This window comes from Ignavibacteriota bacterium, assembly GCA_013285405.1.
Classification (GTDB): Bacteria; Bacteroidota; Ignavibacteria; order Ignavibacteriales; family Ignavibacteriaceae; genus IGN2.
The window spans coordinates 1,093,145-1,111,796 of the sequence record CP053446.1 but is presented as its reverse complement, the minus strand read 5'-3'; the positions used below and the strand labels follow the sequence as shown (position 1 = coordinate 1,111,796).

Genomic DNA, 18,652 nt, shown 5'->3' with positions numbered 1-18,652 from the left:
TCGGTATGAAAATGAAAATTACAATAATAATTGTGATATTATTCATCATTTCACTTCAAGCTCAGCAAAGAGTTGAACAAAAACTTTCTTTAGCGCAGAGCTATGAGCAGATTGGAGATTACAATTCTGCAGCGAAGATTTATGAAGAATTGTATCAAATGGACCAGGTAAATCCGCAATATATAAATGCTCTTTACAGGGTTTACATACAGTTAAAAAATTACGCTGCCCTGGTAAATATTCTTGATGAAAGAATTAAACAAAGTCCTGACGATATTGAAACTTACGGAATGCTTGGCTCAACTTATTATTTGATGGGCAACGAAGAAAAAGCGGTCGAAGTTTGGAATGAGCCATTTAAATCCGGGAAAGTCAATCCTATTTTTTACAGAGTGATCGGAAATTATGTTTTGGAAAGAAGAGCATTTGAGATTGCAATCGATTTGTACGAAAAGGGTAAGAAAGCTTCAGAAGATAAACTGATTTATTCATTTGATCTTGCACATCTTTATTCACTCACCATGCAGTTCGATAAAGCTGCAAAAGAATACTGTCTGATTCTTGCAACTCAGCCCGCACAACGGCAGGTTGTTGAAGCTAAAATCTTTGAAACAATAAATCGTCCCGGCGCACTTGATGAAATGATTAAAGCGATAGAGGATTGTTCAGATAAAAATAATCTTAGTTATTCATTTATCCTTGCGAGATTATATTCGGAAAAAAAAGATTATCAAAAAGCTTATGAAATTTATCTTTACATAGATGAAGCTCAATCAAGCAAGGGAACGGAATTATATAATTTTGCGAGACAGATGTTTTCAGAAAAAGAGTACAAATTAGCAGCCGATATATTTAAAAAAATAACCAGCGAGTATCCTGATTCACCGATAAATTCTCAGGCATCACTCGGATACGCACGTTCGCTGGAAGCTTCATTATTCCAGAATTATGAAAAGACTATTCCCACATGGAAAAAATTTTTCCCGTTTAAGAAATTTGAATCAACCCAAACCAAAGAAGTTTTAGAGGCTTTTAATGTAATAATTAATTTATACCGGCATTCTGAACCTGCTTATGAAAGTATTCTAAGAAGTGCCGTAATAAAATTTTATCTTTTAAATCAATACGATGAAGCGAGAAAACTACTTGAAACTATAGTCAAAGAAGCGCCACTGTCAAAAAGTTCTGCAGACGCATATCTTGAGCTTGGAAATATTGCTGTCATTGAAGGTAAACTTGATGAAGCCGGAAATGATTATAATCAACTATTCAACTTGATGAATGCAAGCGATGAACAAAAAAACAAGGCTACATACAAATTAGCAAAAGTGAATTTTTTTCGGGGTGATTTTGATGAAGCAAAAAAGAATTTATCGAAGGTAGTAACAAATCTGAAGGACAATTCAGCTAATGATGCTCTTGAACTATTACTATTACTGAACCCTCAGATGAATGATTCGTCTAACCTTGTAACTTATTCTCAGGCTGAATTTTTAGCTGAGCAAAAGAAGTTTTCGGAAGCTTCAGAGCTTTATAAAAAGCTGGCTGACAACAAACAAGCATTTGTTCTTCATACGATTTCATCAATCAAATACGCTGAAATGCTGATTGCAGTTGATAATTATACTGAGGCTGTGGTTGTTCTTGAAGCAGTTTCATCTGAAGGTGAAAAAAATATCTATGCTGACAAAGCCGTATATTTGCTAGGGAAAATCAATCAATATGGTATCAAAAATTTAAGTAAGGCAGAAGAATTTTATCAAAAGCTTTTAGCTGATTATCCGAAATCAATTTATACTGAGGATGCCAGGACACAGATTTTAACTTTACAAAATAAACCCGGAACTTAAATGAATAAAAAACAGGGACAGAAAATTGTCAGATGCTCTTTTTGTGGAAGAGAAGGTCATGAAGTCGGAGGAATGATTGCCGGACCAGATGTTTACATTTGCGATTTCTGCATTGCAAGCAGTGTTGATATACTAAAGAATAATTTAGCAACGTACCAGAACCCAGCGAAAAAAGAAAAAATTTCTCAAACGCCGGAATCAATAAAAAAGCAGCTTGATGAATATGCAATAGGTCAGGAGAGAGCAAAGAAAGTTCTTTCGGTTGCGGTTTATAATCATTATAAAAGAATTAGCATGCGTTCAACATTTTTTGAATTGGAAGATGTTGAAATAGAAAAAAGTAATATAATGCTTATTGGTTCAACCGGAGTTGGTAAAACGCTGCTTGCGCAAACCCTGGCAAAAATTCTTGATGTTCCATTTGCAATTGCGGATGCAACAACTTTGACTGAAGCCGGATATGTTGGAGATGATGTTGAAACAGTTCTTGTTCATCTGCTGCAGGCTGCTGATTATAATCTCGACAGAGCACAGAAAGGAATCGTTTATATAGATGAAGTTGATAAGATTGCAAGAAAAAGTGAAAGTACGTCGATAACAAGAGATGTTTCCGGAGAAGGCGTTCAGCAAGCTCTTCTTAAAATACTTGAAGGAACGATTGCCGGAGTTCCACCAAAAGGAGGCAGGAAACATCCTGAGCAAAGTCTTATTAATGTGAATACAAAAAATATTCTTTTCATTCTCGGTGGTGCATTTGACGGCATTGATAAAATTATTGCTGCAAGGATCAATAAAAATAAAATGGGTTTTGCAAGAGATGTAAAAGCTAAAAATGATGAAGAAGAACTCCTGAAATTTATTCAGCCGGAAGATTTGCTTAAGTTTGGTTTGATTCCTGAACTTATCGGAAGAATCCCGATAGTTGCACCGCTTCACCATCTGAATGAAACTGCAATGAGATGTATCTTAACAGATCCAAAGAATGCTATTCTCAAACAATACAAAAAATTATTTCTGATGGAAGGTGTTGAACTTGAGTTTGATAAGTTTGCACTCGATGCAATTGTCGAAAAAGCAATGATTAAAAAAACCGGTGCAAGAGCACTTCGGTCAATTGTAGAAGATTTTATGCTTGATATTATGTATGAGCTTCCTAATAATAAGGAAATCAGCAAGTGTGTTATTACCCGTGACGTTGTTGAAAAAGGTGAAGAGCCAATTTTTATAAAAGCGGAGAAGAAGTCAGCGTAATTTAAATTGCTTTATTGTTTCATTGTTAAATTGTTATTAACAATACAGCAATTGAGCAATTGAACAATGGATTTGACAATATGAAGAAAAAAATACTCATCACATTAATTTTCAGCATACTGTTTTCATTAACAGCCTTCCCTCAATCCAAAATTCTCATCAATATGGATCTGGATCAGACTGATCATCTTAAAGCGTATGGCATAACATACCGTGCACTTACAAAAGGCTACAAAGCTGATTGGCTTCTTAATTATAAAGGCGGTTCGTTTCTTATTGATTACAGTGATGAGCTTGCAGCAGAATGCAGATTAAATGCAGTTTCATTTGAAGCGATTTCACTTTCACAGACAACTGAAATTTATTCATTTGTTCAGAGTGAAGATAATAATATGGATGTAGTCAGACTTGAAAAAGCTCCGAAGATTGCCGTTTATGTTCCACCAGGTTTCCAGCCGTGGGATGATGCTGTAACACTTGCACTTGAATACGCAGATATTCCGTATGATAAAATCTGGAATGATGAAATATTAAAAGGTGATCTTGATAAATATGATTGGCTTCATTTGCACCACGAAGATTTTACCGGACAGTACGGAAAATTTTATGCAAGTTTTGCTAATGCGCAATGGTATATTGATCAACAATTACTGTATGAACAGGATGCAAAAAAGAATGGCTACAAAAAAGTTTCTGAAATGATGAGAGCAGTTGCTATTGATATAAAAAACTATGTCGGCAAAGGCGGTTTTCTTTTTGCAATGTGTTCTGCAACGGATTCTTATGATATTGCTCTTTCCGCAATTGGGGTTGATATTTGTGATCAGATTTATGATGGTGATGCTGCAGATCCTGATGCCCAGGAAAAATTAAATTTTGATAACACACTTGCATTTACAAACTTTAAGCTGGAAACGAATCCTTATGTTTATGAATATAGCAATATTGATATTCAGCCGGCAGAAGTTGGAAACTTTGAAAATGACTACTTCACTTTGTTTGAATTTTCTGCGAAGTATGATCCAGTTCCAACAATGTTAACTCAATGCCACGTTAATATTATCAAGGGATTTATGGGGCAGACATCAATGTTCAGAAGAAGCACAATAAAAAATTCAGTTACAATTCTTGCAGAAAGAAAAGGAACTGACCAGGTTAAATACATTCACGGAAATTATGGAAGGGGAACATTTACATTTTATGGTGGTCACGATCCGGAAGATTACCAGCACGCAGTTGGTGATCCTCCTACTGATCTCAGTCTTTATAAAAATTCTCCCGGCTACAGATTAATTTTAAACAACATTCTGTTTCCTGCAGCGACGAAGAAGAAGCAGAAAACGTAAGATTATTTGGGCAATTACAATACAATAAGAAGAGTTTGAATATTTTTAATTAAATTCTTATATCTTTATAAAAAATATATTTGGAATTATGAGAACACTTCAATTAAAAATACCCGATTCAGTAGAAAAAAATGATAATGAATTATCCATGATAATAGCTTCAAAACTATACGAGGATGGAACTTTATCATCAGGTCAGGCAGCAGAATTGGCTGGATTATCTAAAAGAACTTTCATTGAGCTGCTTGGTAAATATGGGGTTTCTGTTTTTAGCACATCAGCTGAAGATTTAGAGTCTGATATTTCAAATGCCTAGTATAATATCAGATTCAAGTTGTTTAATAATCTTTGATAAGATAGAAGGGTTTGAAATCCTTCATTCAGTATACAAGCAAATTTATACAACTCCAGAAGTTGCCAAAGAATTTCGGAATGAGTTACCCGGTTGGATAATTATAGAGACGGTGAAGGATAAAAGTATCAAAGATTTATAGAATCTCTGGTAGATGGTGGAGAAGCGAGCGCAATTGCGTTAGCATCTGAAAAAGAGGATGTATTATTATTACTTGACGATTTAAAAGCAAGAAAATTAACAAAGCGTCTTGGAGTAAAGTTTACAGGTACTCTTGGAATTCTGAATAAAGCAAAAGAGCAGGGCATCATTTTAAAGATTAAACCTGTTATTGAAAAATTAAAAGATGCAGATTTTAGAATATCCGAAAGCGTTATTCAAGATTTATTAATTCGAAATAAAGAATAACTTCTTTGTTCCTAATGCGATCTTCTTAATAATTATTATACTTCAATGAAAAGTTGTATCAAGAAACATAAATGTACACCGAATGGTGACCCGCCAACAAATCTCAGTCTTTACAAAACCTTATCCTGAGTTTGTTGAAGGATCTTCCGGCTACAGGTTGATATTGAACAACATTCTTTTCCCAGCAGCAACAAAGAAGAAGCAGAAAACGTGAAAACAACTCAAATCAAAAACTCAAAAGAAGAATTTACAATTGGCAAAATAGTTTGCGTTGGAAGGAACTATGCAGAGCACGCAAAAGAATTAGGGAATGAGATTCCGGGCAAGCCTGTATTATTTCTTAAACCAGCATCAGCACTTATTTATTCGGGTGAAGAAATAGTTCATCCTGATTATGGAAATGAACTTCATCACGAGGTTGAGCTTGTGCTTTTGATGGGGGAGACAATAAAAAAAGCAAACAATGCTCAAGCCGAGAAAGCAATTATCGGTTACGGAGTGGGACTTGATATGACTCTGCGTGATGTTCAAAATGAACTGAAGAAAAAAGGAAATCCGTGGACACTTGCAAAATGCTTTGATACTTCAGCAGTTATTTCAGATTTTGTTTTAAAGAAAGATTATCAATTGACACTCGAAGAAATAATTGAGTTGAAAGTAGACGGAGTTGTGAAACAAAGTGATATTTTGAAAAGTATGATCTTTAATCCTGCGGAAATTGTTGAATACATTTCTTCAGTAATGATTCTTGAAAAAGGCGATTTGATATTTACTGGAACACCGGCAGGAGTAAGCAAAGTTAATCGGGGCGATAAGATAGAAGCAAAGCTCGGTGAGTTTACCGATTTAGTTTGTTCAGTTGTTTGATAAATAGCCACACTCTTTAGAGTGTGGTATTAAAAATGAAAAAATAAACGGACTTTAGTCTAATTGTAATCAATTGTTTGGGCTAAAGCCCGATCCATTTTGTGATATATATTCTCCGGTATAAATGCCGGAGCTATTTAAATTGTGTAAAAACTTTAATGTTTAAAGCAATTAAAAAATTTATCTATTCAATTCTTTCAGAGATCTTTTAATCAATTCTTCCAGACTGCAATCAGGTAATTCAGATAATATTTTATTGACAACTTTTTCTGATGATATTAGATTATAGCCAAGGGTAGTAAGTGCTATAACAGCTTCTTTCTGTAAACTTGGTTTGGTTGAAATAATTCCTTCGTCTTTAATATCTCTTACTTTGTTCTTCAACTCAAGTATTAATCTCTCTGCAGTTTTTCTTCCGATTCCGGGAACAGCTATCATTCTTTCAACATTGTTCGTTACGATTGCCTGCTTCAAATCATCAGTTGAAATTCCTGAAAGTAAACTCAAAGCAGATTTAGGTCCAACTCCATTTATTGTTATCAACAACTCGAACATATCTTTCTCTACCTCTGAATAAAAGCCGAATAGAGTGATTGAATCTTCTTTTACATTAGTATAAATAAAAAGGGAAATACTTTCCTTTCCACTAATTCTTTCGAAAGTATTGATTGAAATTCTGATTTCATAACCGACACCGTTCACATCAAGTAATATCAGTGTTGGTTTTATGGTGATTATTTTTCCAGTTAAGTGCCCAATCATAATCGATTAAAAAATTTAAAGATTGAAATATTAAAAGATTGTAAACTTAATTCTTGAATAAACTATTTCTTACCAGAATAATTTTTAAATACTTAATAAAATTTGAAATCTGAGTAATAATCTTAATTACATTTGAATAATATTCGTCAAAAGTACTTTGCGAAATGTATTTCAAATCTAAAGCAATATAAAGCATTGATCTAATTTCTCCGGCCGAACCTTTGGAGTATTTCAAGAACACAACAAACACCTTGTTATTATTTCGTTCAAAGCCTTCGGCAATATTATTCATAATTGAAACAGCAGCTCTTTGAATTTGGTCTTTTAATCCGTAGTCCTTCGCAAAATTGTTTGAAGATGTCAACTCATAAATTGATTTAACAAATTCTCTTGAATCCTGCCAGACCTTCAAATCCTCAAATGTTTTTGATTTCATTCAATTTTTAAATCTTTAAATATTTTAATTATTCAATAATACGGTCTGGATTCGCGGTTATAAACTCTTTCCAGCTTTTACTTTTTTTGAAATTAGGTGCTTTCAATCTGAATGCGTGACAGAGCGCAATTGCAAGAGCATCGCTTTCATCCGGTTTAAATTTAATCTTCTTTGTGTTCAAAATTGTCATCACCATATAATTTACCTGTTGTTTGGATGCAGCACCTTTACCAACAACTGCTTTCTTTACCTCTCTTGGTGAATATTCGTTAGTCGGAATTCTGTTGTGGATTGCAGCAAGAAGAGAAACTCCACGTGCATAACCTATCTTTAAAACTGATTGAACATTTTTTCCATAGAATGCAGTTTCAATAACAAACTCATCTGGCTTATAAAGTTTAAGTAAACTGTCAAGCTCATTATAGATAATTTCAAGTTTTTGAGTAAGTGATTTGGAAGAGTGAAGCCGAATTACTCCGTGAGTGATTCTTCTGAACTTATTATTAGTAAATTCTATTAATCCGTAACCGGTAATATTTGTACCGGGATCAACACCGAGGATTATCATTTTATTGTTTGATAATTAATTAAATCAAGATTGCTGCTTTAAGAACTCCTCATCAAAGTCAGCATTTGAATAAACATTTTGAACATCATCGCAATCTTCAAGTCCTTCAATCAGTTTCATCAACTTCTCAGCATTTTCTCCGTTTATATTTATTGTGTTTTTTGCAATCCATTGAAGTGATGCGTTATCCATAGCAAGTTTTTTATCAGCAAGTGTTTTACGAACCGGTTCAAATGATTCAATATCAGTTTGAATTTCAAAATATTCATCTTCGGTTTTCATATCTTCTGCGCCAGCGTTTAAGACTAATTCCAGAATGTCATCTTCTGATTTTCCCTGCTTAGGTAAAGTGATAATTCCTTTCTTTTCAAACATCCAGGCAACCGAGCCAGTTTCTCCCATATTTCCATTGTTTCTGCTGAAGATATGTCTTACTTCCGCAACCGTTCTGTTTTTGTTATCTGTAGCAACTTCAACAAGCAATGCAATACCTCCTGGTCCATAACCTTCATAAGTTAGTTCGCTGATAGTTGTTCCTTCAAGTTCGCCGGTTGCTTTTTTAATTGCGCGTTCAATATTATCAGCAGGCATATTGGCTGCTTTAGCGTTATCGATTGCAAGACGAAGACGCGGATTACCGGATGGATCGCTGCCTCCTTCGCGGGCTGCAATAGTTAATTCCTTAATTAATTTTGTAAAAAGTTTTCCTCTTTTTGCATCAAGCGCTCCTTTTTTTCTTCTGATAGTTGCCCACTTTGAATGCCCCGACATTGAAAGATCTCCTTTAATTTCTTGCTTTTATATCTTTTAATTTTAATTGAGGATAAATTCTGCTATCTCGAATTGATTTATCTAATGAAAAAACTATATCCAGTTCAAAGTTGTTATTTTTTAATTGTTCAAAATGTTGACCCATATTGAATCCAATCGAATCGAATACTTTATCAGTACCAGATTGTCTGAAACTTACAACTAGATGATTGTTTCCAACTATTCTTGGGAAACCAGCGATCTGCACTTTCTCACTTAAAAATACTGGTCTTAAATTTCCTGGTCCAAAAGGTGCGAACTGATCCAGAATTCTTAAAAACTTTGGTGTTATTTCTGAAAATCTGATTTTAGAATCAATTAAAATTTCCTCTGAAAGATCATCACTTGTAATTGATGATTTTAACACCTCGTTAAGTCTTGTTCTGAATTCATCAACTTTATCGAGTTCCATTGCGAGACCTGCCGCTGCCTGGTGTCCGCCGAAATGAAGAAGCAAATCATCACATTTTTGTAAAGCCTCATAGATATTAAAGCCGTTTATACTTCTTGCTGAACCTTTAGCAATTCCATCAATTGTTGTAAGCAGAACAGAAGGTCGGTAATATTTTTCAACAAGTCGGGATGCAACGATACCAATCACACCTGGATGCCAGTTTTCATTGTGAAGAACAATTGCAAGATCTTCATCAAGGTCTATTTCAGTTTCAACGATTTCTTTAGCAGCTTCAAAAGTATCAACATCAATTTTTCTTCTTTCATAATTTTCTGTTTCAAGTACTTCCGCAAGCTTTAGCGCATCTTTTTTGTTATTTACGATCAGAAGATTCACTGCGCGCTCTGCATCGCCTAATCTGCCCACAGCATTTATTCTTGGTGCAACGGTAAATACAATCTGTCCGGATGAAAGCTGACCAGGTTGAAGCCGGCTCATTTCAATCAGTGCTTCAATTCCGGGGCGAGGATTAGTATTAACCTGATTTATTCCTTCATTTACAAGAACTCTGTTTTCATCAATCAATGGAACTATATCTGCTGCGCCGGCAAGAGCAACCAAATCAAGATATTTTAAAGGAAGTCCACGTTTACCGATTCTTTCACACAAACCCTGAGCAAGTTTAAATGCAACTCCGGCTCCTGATAAAAATTTGAATGGATAAGTACATCCTGGTTTTAAAGGATCTAAAACAGCATAAGCTTTCGGTATTTCATCTTTTGGTTGATGATGATCGCAGATAATTACATCAATCCCGAGCTGGTTTGCATAATCGGTTTCGGCGATTGCTGTGATGCCGCAATCAACTGCAATCATAAGTTCAGTACCTTTTTCTTTTACCGAATCGATTGCAGCGGTAGAAAGCCCATAACCTTCTTCAAGTCTTCTTGGAATATAAAATTCAACATTAGCATCAAGTTCTTTCAGGAACATATAGAGAAGTGCGGTAGCACAAGTGCCGTCAACATCATAATCACCATAAATACAAATTTTTTGATTTTCAGTAAGTGCTGTAATAACTCTTGTAGTAGCAATTTCCATTTGATCCATAAGAAATGGATCGTGGAGAGAATCAATGGAAGGACGGAAAAATTGTTTTGCCTGACCAAAGGTTTTTATATCTCTCAGAACCAGCAGTCTTGCCAGAATCGTAGAAATATTCAATGAATCTGTAAGCCTTTGAACAGAAAGCTCATCAGAAACATCTTTTATTTTCCAGTGTTTTCGTTCCATAGGAATTTTCAATATTTATAAAGAACAAATAAAAAGTTCAACCCTGTAAGCCGAGTTCTGTAACCCGATAAAAATCGGGATGGCAATCATTTATCTTGTTCTGTCATTGCTGACAGAATCCAGCGATCTACCCGAAGATCTGCGAAGCGAACAACTTCGCTTTTCGTGCAAATGCAGGAAAAACGATCTCCCTATTTGATCTTGCTTCAGATGTGGTTTGCCGTGCCTCCGATATTACTATCGGAGCGGTGGGCTCTTACCCCGCCTTTTCACCCTTACCCCGATTAATCGGGGCGGTATATTTTCTGTGGCACTGTCAATATCCCGCGATACGGGATTCCGGGCGTTACCCGGCACCTTGTTCTATGAAGCTCGGACTTTCCTCCCACAAAAATATTTTAATGTGAGTAACTGCCCGGATTGAACTAATTTATTTTTCTTCAAAACTTTTTTAGACAATTAAAGAACCCGAAAATTTATTGATTCCTTATTGGTATTTAACTTTAGCAAATATACAAAATTGAATTTCAGAAATCAGCAGGTCTCGATGTAAAATGTCAGCTATTTAGTAACATCTTCCGCAATTTCAGCCGAAACCAGAATTCTGCCGCAATACTCACAAAAGAAAAGCTTGTTATTTCTTCTGATCTCAAGTTGTCTTTGTGATGGTACGATATTATGGCAACCGGAACAAGCAGACCTTTTTATTGTGGCAACTGCCATTCCTTTTTTTGCTTTCCTTATTCTCATATATGAGGATAGATCGTTTTTCTTCACTGCACTTTCAAACTTTTTTCTTTCATCGAGCAGTTTCGTTTCTTCTCTTTCATTGGCTTTTATAATTTCCTTCAGATCAACTTCTTTTTCATTAAGTTCCTTTTTGAGTTCATCTACTCTTGGTGTGATCTCTTCAATTTCTACTGTTAGCACCTTGCTTCTGTCTGCCAAGGAATTATTTTCTGCTTCAAGCTTGTTGATTTGCTCTTCAGTGTGATCTATTTCTTTGGTAAGAGCATCGTATTCTTTGTTATTTCTGACCTGGTAAAGCTGAGCTTTAAACTTTTTCTGATTTTCTTTCAACTTTTCAATTTCGTTTTCGTTTTCATCCCGCCTGACAATTGAATCCTTTTGTTCTTTTTCTTTAACATCAATGTCAGAAACGAAACTTGCAATTTTTTCTTCAAGTTCTCTTACCATATTTGGCAGATCTCCACGTAAGTCTTCCAGTTCATCTAATTGATTATCAATTTGCTGCAACTGATAAAGCATTTTTAATCTATCGTACAATTTTAATTAGCTCCTGATTTGTTATAAAAAAATACCGGGTTTGTTGAACCCTTAAACTTTAAAACTTTTGTTTTACCATCTGCTTTCAATAAAGAATCTAATCTGCTTTTAATTTCATCGAGAATCGGCACTTCAGTTTCATAATGTCCGGCATCAATTAAAAATATTTTATTTTCAGCATCCTGGAATGTGTGATATTTTATATCTGCCGTTATAAACGCATCAGCATTTTGTTTTATTGCTTCATCAACTAATTCACCACACGAACCACCGCAAACAGCTACATTTTTTATTTTGCTTCTTTTACCCAGTGAATATCGAAGTCCTGAAGTTTTTAATTTTGATGAAACAAATTTCAAAAAGCCTTTTGTTCCCATTTCTGTTGCTAATTCACCAACAGCTCCAATTCCATAATTGACATTATCATTTTTTAATGGAAACACATCGAATGCGACTTCTTCATAAGGATGAAACTTTTTCATAGCTGTAATAACCTGATTCAATCTCCATTCATCCACAAGAACTTCAAGCTTTACTTCGTCAACAAATTCTGTCACGCCTTTTGTTCCAATCGATGGATTACTTTCATTTAGTCCTTTAAAGGTTCCTTTGCCGTGTGTACGAAAACTACAGTTAGAGTATTCACCAATAATTCCGCCTCCTGATTGATGAATCGTTTCTACTACTTTTTCAACGTGTGAATCCGGAACGAATACTACGAGTTTAAATTGATTACCGGAGATATTTTTCAGGAATTTAATTTTTTTAAGAGATAGTCTTTTTGCGAGCTGATAGCTGACACCATGTTTTGTAAAATCAAGATTTGTATGTGCTGAGAAAAGAGTAATTTTATTTTGAATCAGTTTCTCAATCATTATAGCGTTTTTGTTATTTGAGAAATCCAGGTTTTTGAGCGGATGGAATAATAAAGGATGATGAGTAATAATCAGATTGCAGTTTTTTTTTATTGCGGTATCAATTACCTCTTCTTTAAGATCAAGACTGAGTAATATGTTTTTAATTTTTGCCTCCGGATTACCAACCTGCAGTCCAACATTATCTTTTTGCCAGGCTATTCCTTTAGGTGCCCAATCTTCCAGATATTTAATTATCTCTTTTCCAGTCATTTCAAAAAAAAATGCACTTCTCAGTTTGAAGTGCATTTCCTAAATTTTTTATACCCCCGGGATTTTGTAATCCCTTATTTCAGCAATATCAAGGTATTTTAAGTTTGTCTTTCTATTTGGTATCATTTTAAGTATCAAAATATAGCAGAAAAACTTTGAAGTAACAACCTTTAAAAATAATCAAGAATCAGTGTTTTCTATAGGTTCTGACCAGTTTCCATCTTCCTTAATGAGTTCAATGAGTTCATTAACAGCCTGACTTGATGGAACTGCTCTTTTGATAATATCCTTCCCTCTGTAAAGAGTTATTTTATCAACTCCACTGCCGACATATCCATAATCTGCATCAGCCATTTCACCGGGACCGTTTACTATACATCCCATAACTGCAATCTTAACACCCTTTAAATGTTCAGTACGTTTTCTAATCATCTCTGTTGTCTTTTGCAGATCGAAAAGTGTTCTGCCGCAGGAAGGACAAGCGATGTATTCTGTTTTTGAAATTCTTGTTCTTGTTGCCTGAAGAATTCCAAACAGAGTTCGATTGATAAATTTTTCATTTGATTCTTTTGCAAATATTAGTCTGCTGTTTTTCTCCGATTCAGATTTTTCTTCTCCGATTGTCAGCCAGACACCATCTCCGAATCCATCTAATAACAAAGCACCAAAATCTGTCGAAGAATATAATTGAATTTCATCAAGTCTAAGATTTTTATAATCTCTTCTGATAATCACCGGATTTTTAATTCCACGAATAATTAGTTCAAAGAAAAATCTTCTTTGCTCAGCCATTCCGTGTTCGTTATCGGTTTGGATTACTAAAACCACATTGCTGTCACTTTTTAGTTTGGTTGATAATTCATCATCAAAATCCTTAAAATTTATCTGAAGAAAATTTATCTGATGCGATAAGGAAATATTTTTTAAATATTCATTCTTCTTTAATAACGGGAATCTTAATTTTTTGGAATTTAGTTCTTTCCATTCATTATAATCAATTATCAGTTTCAGATTTTCCGGAATCTCAAAACCAATGTTTTGCTTTCCGAGATAAATTATATCTGAAGCAGCATCGGCAAGATTCCATTTATCAGAAGTCACATTGTATTTGTATCCGATATCCGCTAATTCTTTTTGATTTGAAATTTTTCTTGAGGAGAAATCAGCAATTACAACAGGAACATTATGACTTCCGATTCCCAGTACTTCAAATGTTTCTCTTCTCTGATACGAAATTGGATCAAAAGGAATTTCTACGATTGGTTTTATCGGTTTATGATTTGCTCTGCTTTTATATCTGTTAGCTAATGAAATCGCCACTGGTGCCTCAAATTCCGGATCTTCAGTGAGAGAAACTCTTATTGTGTCTCCAATCCCATCTTCGAGCAAAGTTCCGATCCCGACAGCAGATTTTATTCTTCCATCTTCTCCTCCGCCGGCTTCTGTTACACCAAGATGAAGTGGATAATTCATCCCTTCTTCTTCCATCTTTTGTATAAGCAATCTGTAAGCTTGAACCATTATCTGTGGATTGCTTGCTTTCATTGAAAGGACTATGCTGTAATAATTGAGATCCTCGCAAATTCTAACAAACTCTAATGCAGATTCAACCATTCCAAGTGGAGTGTCTCCAAAGCGATTCATAATTCTATCTGATAATGAACCATGATTCGTTCCAATTCGCATTGCGGTTCCGTATTCCTTGCAAACTTTTACGAGCGGAGTAAATCGTTCTCTTATTCTTTCAAGTTCTTCCTGATATTCCTGATCAGTGTATTCAAACTGTTCAAACTTTTTCTTATCTACATAATTGCCGGGATTGATTCTAACTTTCTCCACAATTCGTGCAGCGAGTTCAGCAGCATTTGGTGTGAAATGAATATCAGCAATCAACGGGACATTATATCCTCTTGATCTTAATTCTTTTTTGATATTTTCAAGGTTGCGTGCTTCGTTAATGCTTGGTGCAGTTATCCGAACATATTCGCAACCGGCTTCAACCATTCGGATAGTTTGTTCAACAGTTGCAATAGTATTCATCGTATCGGTTATCGTCATTGATTGAATCCGAACAGGATTGTTTCCACCAAGCGGAATATCTCCGATACTTACTTCTCTGGTTTTGTAACGTGAATATTCGGTCAGGCTATTACAATATTTTTTAATTGTCTCAATCATTTATCTTTAAAATTATTTTGTTAGATGAAGAACAGCTTCAGCAAACTGCAATGACGACTTTGAATCGTTTGCCGTTACTATGTTTCCATCAACAACTATATTCTTATCCTGATAATTAATTCCGGCATTGATTAATTCCGCACTGTCTTCAGAGAAGCACGTTGCTTTTCTGTTTTGAAGTATTCCTGCTTTTGCAAGAGTTATCGGTGATGAACAAATTGCAGCGATAACCTTTTTATTGTCATAGAATTTTTTTATGATTTTATGAAGCAATTCATTTTTCCAATAATTTCTGCTGCCGGTTCCACCAATTAATATTAATGCACTAAAATTATTCACATTCACATTATAAAAACTCGTGTCTGATTTAACTTTCATCCCTTTGCTTCCGGTGCAAACAGAATGATCATCGGAAGTGATAAAGATATTTTTATCAATTTTTAATAACCTCTTCCTGACGATATTAAATTCTTCTTCGTTAAAATCTTTTTTAGGAAGGAAAATCAGAAAGCTATTTTTTGATTTAAAGTTCATTCAATATTTAATATTCACTCCAATAAATATAAGAAAATTCTGAGCACGATTATTTGTAAATCGCAGGTAAGAAAGTGATAGAATTCAGGAAACATTTTTTATCGAACAGCTGAAATAATATGTTCATTTTTCAAACTTTATCACTTATAATTTTAGTTAAAAGTAGTTTATTCTTACAATTTTTGTTATTGTATTTTTAACAGAGTATATTTCAATAAAAAGTTTTATTGAGGAAGTAATGGATACCAAATACATTGTGGATGAATCGGGCGCTAAAAAAGCAGTTATAATACCATTAGAGGAATACGAAGAACTTCTGGAAGATATACATGATTTAATGGTTATTGCTGAGCGTAAAGAAGAACCAACTGATAGTTTTGAAGAATTTAAAAGGAAACTGAAAACAGATGGGTTCATTCAAGATTGATATAAAGCGATCATTTGAAAAAGATATTAATAAAGTTGACAGGAAACTCGTCCCGGGAATTGTTGAAGCGATAGAAAATCTCTCCTATAATCCATTCTCAGAACAAACGAAAAAATTGAAAGGTGCCGAATCCATTTATCGTTTACGAATAGGTGATTACCGTGTACTGTATCAAGTTGATTTAAAAGATCAAAGAATTATTATTTATTATGTTCGTCACAGGAAAGATGCATACAAAAAATGACCATTCTATTCTTAAGAAAAATATAATGTGCGAATCTCCGAATCAAAAATAGAAGAAATACGTAACTCGGTTGATATTGTTGATGTGATTTCACAACATGTTCAGCTTCGTAAAAGAGGAAAAAATTTTATTGGTTTGTGCCCATTCCATTCAGAGAAAACTCCTTCGTTTACTGTTAGCGAAGATAAACAGATATTTCACTGTTTTGGATGTCACACCGGTGGGAATGTTTTTAAATTTTTAACTGAGTTCCATAAAATTTCATTTGTTGAAGCTGTGCAAGAAATTGCTGACCAGCAGGGAATAACAATTGAGTTTGATAAAGCTGAGTACATCGAACAGCAGTCCGAACAGGAAGTTCTTTATGATATCAACACAGAAGCAGCGAGATATTTTTTAAATAATCTTTTAAATGACGATGAAGGGGAGTTTGCACGAAAATATCTTCAGGAAAGAAATATAAAAACACAAACACTTCGTTCATTCGGATTAGGATACTCGCTGAAGGGTTGGGAAAATTTTATCAACTACGCAAAAAGCAGAAATCTAAATATTGATAAATGCATTCAGCTTGGTTTAATTGGTAAAAATTCAGAAGGAAAGTTATACGATAAACTTCCGGGTAGATTAATTTTTCCAATCTTCTCACCGAATGGAAGAGTAGTTGCTTTCGCAGGTCGTGTTCTTCCTTCAAAAGCCGGATCTGACGATGATGCAAATGAAACAGGAGCAAAATATATCAACTCACCCGAATCGCTCATCTATATTAAAGGAAGAATTCTTTACGGACTTTCATTTGCAAAAGATGATATTCGGCGGCTTGACAAAGCGATCATTGTTGAAGGTTACATGGATTTGATTTCACTTTATCAAAGCGGAATTAAAAATGTTGTCGCTGTTTCCGGAACTGCTTTGACTGATGACCAGGTCCAGCTTTTATCGAGATATACAAAAAATGTTGTTTTACTTTTTGACGCTGATGTTGCGGGAATAAAAGCTTCAATGAGAAGTATCGAAATTTTGTTGAAGCGAGATATGGAAGTAAAAATTGTTTCACTCCCTAAAGGCGAAGATCCTGATTCATTTGTAAATAAATTCGGTAACGTAGAATTTGAAGAATTGGTAAAAAAGGCTGAGAATTTTTTAGAATATGAAACGAAGTATTATGAATCACTCGGAAAGTTTGAAGATCCATCAACTGCAGCAGAAGCGATAAGAGAACTAGTGAAACCAGTCGCATTGATTGATGATGAACTAAAAAGAAATCTTCTGATAAGAAACATTGCCCAAAAATTTAATCTCAGGGAAAAACTTATTGAATCGGAACTTGATAAGCAATTGCAGCAAGCAAATAAAGCTGAAAGAAGGAAGAAGGAAGAAGGAAGAAGGAAGATGGAAAATGCCGGAGAAGAGATTGCTCTGATTTTAGCAGATAAAACGGAAACAACAGAATCTCCTTTACTTTATAGCCTTGAAAAAGAGATTTTAAAATTATTGTTTGAAGCCGAAAAAACTATTGCCGAACTAATCTTTACTTATTTGCATCCTGAAGATTTCAACAATGAAATTAATCGTGAATTATTTGAGATAGTAAAGGATGTGTTTGAGTCCGCCGATGGCGGAGATAACTTTACTACGAGTGGTTTGGTAGGGATTCTCAAAGACGAAAAAAAAGAAATTTACATTCGTGAATTAACATTTGATAAATATTCAATCAGCAGCAATTGGGAAGAAAGATTTCCAAGCATAACTGCTGAAATGACATTGATGAAGTATGCAAAAGATTCAGTAATGAAATTTGTAATTGAAAGAATTGAAAAACGCATTAAATCCAACCGTAGAGAAATTGAATTGACAGAAGATGAATCAAAATTATTAGAGCTGATGAAAAATAACAACGAGCTTGAACGGGAGAAGAAGAGAATAAGAGAGGAACTAAGTGACAATAAATCTTTTTGAATCTTTTCGATCAGTAATGATATCTGCAGGAAATAATCTTTATCTCATCTTCTGTTACCTGATACACTAATCTGTTCATATCATCAATTCTTCTTGACCAACAGCCTGCGAGATTAAATTTCAAAGCCTCAGGTTTCCCGATTCCTTCAAATGGATTTCTTTGTGCATCAGATATGAGATCAAAAATCTTCCGGATACTCTTTGCATCATTTTTTGACCAGAAGATCAAATCTTCAAGGGCGTGTTTAGTTAGAACGATTTTTCGCATCAACTACCAAAGATTCTAAATCCTCAATTGATTTTATCGAAACAAGGTTCTTATTTCGCTTAATATCTTCTAACGCTTCAAAAAGTCTTTTCGCGTTTTTCTCCGATTGCAGCAGGTAAGCGGTCTCATCAATATCCTCTGTAACAGAAATAATTAGCTTTTTATTCTTAAACAAAGCTTTAATTGATTCAATAAACCGGTTGTCCAGATCATCAGAATTTATTTGGAATATAGTATTCATGTTGTTTCCTTTTTTTATGTATTAAATATAATAATTATTTTTATCACCAT

At 34.4% G+C, this 18,652-nt stretch carries 20 protein-coding genes and 1 other RNA gene; 9 read left to right on the top strand and 12 right to left on the bottom strand.

The window, feature by feature from the left end:
- Window positions 1–11 precede the first annotated feature (11 nt).
- The 6 genes from HND39_04775 to HND39_04750 all read left to right on the top strand — a co-directional run bounded on the left by HND39_04775 (window position 12) and on the right by HND39_04750 (window position 6,074).
- Window positions 12–1,850 carry a tetratricopeptide repeat protein gene (locus HND39_04775; protein QKJ95646.1) on the top strand — a complete coding sequence of 613 codons (1,839 nt, stop codon included), beginning with the start codon at window positions 12–14 and terminating at the stop codon, window positions 1,848–1,850.
- On the top strand, window positions 1,851–3,101 hold the full coding sequence (clpX, locus tag HND39_04770) for an ATP-dependent Clp protease ATP-binding subunit ClpX (protein ID QKJ95645.1): 1,251 nt from the start codon (window positions 1,851–1,853) through the stop codon (window positions 3,099–3,101).
- A gap of 80 nt (window positions 3,102–3,181) precedes the next feature.
- Window positions 3,182–4,447: an asparagine synthetase B gene (locus HND39_04765; protein ID QKJ95644.1), complete on the top strand. Its 1,266-nt coding sequence runs from the start codon at window positions 3,182–3,184 to the stop codon at window positions 4,445–4,447.
- Window positions 4,448–4,535: 88 nt separating this feature from the next.
- Window positions 4,536–4,763, top strand: a complete 228-nt coding sequence (locus tag HND39_04760) for a UPF0175 family protein (protein QKJ95643.1) — start codon at window positions 4,536–4,538, stop codon at window positions 4,761–4,763.
- A gap of 174 nt (window positions 4,764–4,937) precedes the next feature.
- Window positions 4,938–5,207 (top strand): DUF3368 domain-containing protein, encoded by a 270-nt coding sequence (locus tag HND39_04755; GenBank protein ID QKJ97884.1) that lies wholly within the window; start codon window positions 4,938–4,940, stop codon window positions 5,205–5,207.
- 210 nt (window positions 5,208–5,417) lie between these two features.
- Window positions 5,418–6,074: a fumarylacetoacetate hydrolase family protein gene (locus HND39_04750; protein QKJ95642.1), complete on the top strand. Its 657-nt coding sequence runs from the start codon at window positions 5,418–5,420 to the stop codon at window positions 6,072–6,074.
- Window positions 6,075–6,254: 180 nt separating this feature from the next.
- Here HND39_04750 and ruvA read toward each other — a convergent pair whose 3' ends face one another.
- The 10 genes from ruvA to HND39_04700 form a co-directional block, all read right to left on the bottom strand.
- Window positions 6,255–6,836 carry a Holliday junction branch migration protein RuvA gene (gene ruvA, locus HND39_04745; protein ID QKJ95641.1) on the bottom strand — a complete coding sequence of 194 codons (582 nt, stop codon included), beginning with the start codon at window positions 6,834–6,836 and terminating at the stop codon, window positions 6,255–6,257.
- 46 nt (window positions 6,837–6,882) lie between these two features.
- Complete coding sequence (locus tag HND39_04740; GenBank protein QKJ95640.1) at window positions 6,883–7,272, bottom strand: four helix bundle protein; 390 nt, start codon at window positions 7,270–7,272, stop codon at window positions 6,883–6,885.
- Between the two features lie 28 nt (window positions 7,273–7,300).
- Window positions 7,301–7,840, bottom strand: coding sequence for a crossover junction endodeoxyribonuclease RuvC (gene ruvC / locus HND39_04735; protein QKJ95639.1), 540 nt, complete (start codon window positions 7,838–7,840; stop codon window positions 7,301–7,303).
- A gap of 24 nt (window positions 7,841–7,864) precedes the next feature.
- A complete protein-coding gene (locus HND39_04730; protein QKJ95638.1) occupies window positions 7,865–8,611 on the bottom strand; it encodes a YebC/PmpR family DNA-binding transcriptional regulator in 747 nt (248 codons plus the stop codon).
- 13 nt (window positions 8,612–8,624) lie between these two features.
- The gene (gene recJ / locus HND39_04725) at window positions 8,625–10,337 is read right to left on the bottom strand and encodes a single-stranded-DNA-specific exonuclease RecJ (GenBank protein QKJ95637.1); all 1,713 of its coding nucleotides are present in this window, start codon (window positions 10,335–10,337) and stop codon (window positions 8,625–8,627) included.
- A gap of 30 nt (window positions 10,338–10,367) precedes the next feature.
- Window positions 10,368–10,764, bottom strand: an RNA gene (gene rnpB / locus HND39_04720) — RNase P RNA component class A.
- A 134-nt stretch (window positions 10,765–10,898) separates the two neighbouring features.
- The gene (locus HND39_04715) at window positions 10,899–11,624 is read right to left on the bottom strand and encodes a hypothetical protein (protein QKJ95636.1); all 726 of its coding nucleotides are present in this window, start codon (window positions 11,622–11,624) and stop codon (window positions 10,899–10,901) included.
- A 2-nt stretch (window positions 11,625–11,626) separates the two neighbouring features.
- Window positions 11,627–12,751: a Nif3-like dinuclear metal center hexameric protein gene (locus HND39_04710; protein ID QKJ97883.1), complete on the bottom strand. Its 1,125-nt coding sequence runs from the start codon at window positions 12,749–12,751 to the stop codon at window positions 11,627–11,629.
- 180 nt (window positions 12,752–12,931) lie between these two features.
- Window positions 12,932–14,929: a (E)-4-hydroxy-3-methylbut-2-enyl-diphosphate synthase gene (gene ispG, locus HND39_04705; protein QKJ95635.1), complete on the bottom strand. Its 1,998-nt coding sequence runs from the start codon at window positions 14,927–14,929 to the stop codon at window positions 12,932–12,934.
- Between the two features lie 12 nt (window positions 14,930–14,941).
- Entirely contained in the window at window positions 14,942–15,463 is a 522-nt protein-coding gene (locus HND39_04700) for a DJ-1/PfpI family protein (GenBank protein QKJ95634.1), read from the bottom strand.
- A gap of 238 nt (window positions 15,464–15,701) precedes the next feature.
- Between HND39_04700 and HND39_04695 the strand changes: the two genes are divergently transcribed.
- Genes HND39_04695 through HND39_04685 form a run of 3 tightly spaced genes read left to right on the top strand, consistent with a single transcriptional unit; the run spans window position 15,702 to window position 18,093 of the window.
- Entirely contained in the window at window positions 15,702–15,890 is a 189-nt protein-coding gene (locus HND39_04695) for a type II toxin-antitoxin system Phd/YefM family antitoxin (protein QKJ95633.1), read from the top strand.
- A complete protein-coding gene (locus HND39_04690; protein QKJ95632.1) occupies window positions 15,871–16,134 on the top strand; it encodes a type II toxin-antitoxin system RelE/ParE family toxin in 264 nt (87 codons plus the stop codon). The genes HND39_04695 and HND39_04690 overlap by 20 nt, the downstream gene beginning before the upstream one ends.
- Before the next feature lie 27 nt (window positions 16,135–16,161).
- Window positions 16,162–18,093, top strand: coding sequence for a DNA primase (locus HND39_04685; GenBank protein ID QKJ95631.1), 1,932 nt, complete (start codon window positions 16,162–16,164; stop codon window positions 18,091–18,093).
- A 10-nt stretch (window positions 18,094–18,103) separates the two neighbouring features.
- Here the strand turns inward: HND39_04685 and HND39_04680 are convergent, their stop codons facing one another.
- The gene (locus HND39_04680) at window positions 18,104–18,361 is read right to left on the bottom strand and encodes a Txe/YoeB family addiction module toxin (GenBank protein QKJ95630.1); all 258 of its coding nucleotides are present in this window, start codon (window positions 18,359–18,361) and stop codon (window positions 18,104–18,106) included.
- Window positions 18,339–18,602 carry a hypothetical protein gene (locus tag HND39_04675; protein QKJ95629.1) on the bottom strand — a complete coding sequence of 88 codons (264 nt, stop codon included), beginning with the start codon at window positions 18,600–18,602 and terminating at the stop codon, window positions 18,339–18,341. The genes HND39_04680 and HND39_04675 overlap by 23 nt, the downstream gene beginning before the upstream one ends.
- Window positions 18,603–18,652 lie beyond the last annotated feature (50 nt).

Excerpts from the sequence above, each read along its gene's own strand:
- HND39_04775 (QKJ95646.1), top strand. The coding sequence starts at position 12 with ATGAAAATTACAATAATAATTGTGATATTATTCATCATTTCACTTCAA.
- clpX (QKJ95645.1), top strand. The coding sequence starts at position 1,851 with ATGAATAAAAAACAGGGACAGAAAATTGTCAGATGCTCTTTTTGTGGA.
- HND39_04765 (QKJ95644.1), top strand. The coding sequence starts at position 3,182 with ATGAAGAAAAAAATACTCATCACATTAATTTTCAGCATACTGTTTTCA.
- HND39_04760 (QKJ95643.1), top strand. The coding sequence starts at position 4,536 with ATGAGAACACTTCAATTAAAAATACCCGATTCAGTAGAAAAAAATGAT.
- ruvA (QKJ95641.1), bottom strand. The coding sequence starts at position 6,836 with ATGATTGGGCACTTAACTGGAAAAATAATCACCATAAAACCAACACTG.
- HND39_04740 (QKJ95640.1), bottom strand. The coding sequence starts at position 7,272 with ATGAAATCAAAAACATTTGAGGATTTGAAGGTCTGGCAGGATTCAAGA.
- ruvC (QKJ95639.1), bottom strand. The coding sequence starts at position 7,840 with ATGATAATCCTCGGTGTTGATCCCGGTACAAATATTACCGGTTACGGA.
- HND39_04730 (QKJ95638.1), bottom strand. The coding sequence starts at position 8,611 with ATGTCGGGGCATTCAAAGTGGGCAACTATCAGAAGAAAAAAAGGAGCG.
- recJ (QKJ95637.1), bottom strand. The coding sequence starts at position 10,337 with ATGGAACGAAAACACTGGAAAATAAAAGATGTTTCTGATGAGCTTTCT.
- HND39_04710 (QKJ97883.1), bottom strand. The coding sequence starts at position 12,751 with ATGACTGGAAAAGAGATAATTAAATATCTGGAAGATTGGGCACCTAAA.
- ispG (QKJ95635.1), bottom strand. The coding sequence starts at position 14,929 with ATGATTGAGACAATTAAAAAATATTGTAATAGCCTGACCGAATATTCA.
- HND39_04700 (QKJ95634.1), bottom strand. The coding sequence starts at position 15,463 with ATGAACTTTAAATCAAAAAATAGCTTTCTGATTTTCCTTCCTAAAAAA.
- HND39_04695 (QKJ95633.1), top strand. The coding sequence starts at position 15,702 with ATGGATACCAAATACATTGTGGATGAATCGGGCGCTAAAAAAGCAGTT.
- HND39_04690 (QKJ95632.1), top strand. The coding sequence starts at position 15,871 with ATGGGTTCATTCAAGATTGATATAAAGCGATCATTTGAAAAAGATATT.
- HND39_04680 (QKJ95630.1), bottom strand. The coding sequence starts at position 18,361 with ATGCGAAAAATCGTTCTAACTAAACACGCCCTTGAAGATTTGATCTTC.
- HND39_04675 (QKJ95629.1), bottom strand. The coding sequence starts at position 18,602 with ATGAATACTATATTCCAAATAAATTCTGATGATCTGGACAACCGGTTT.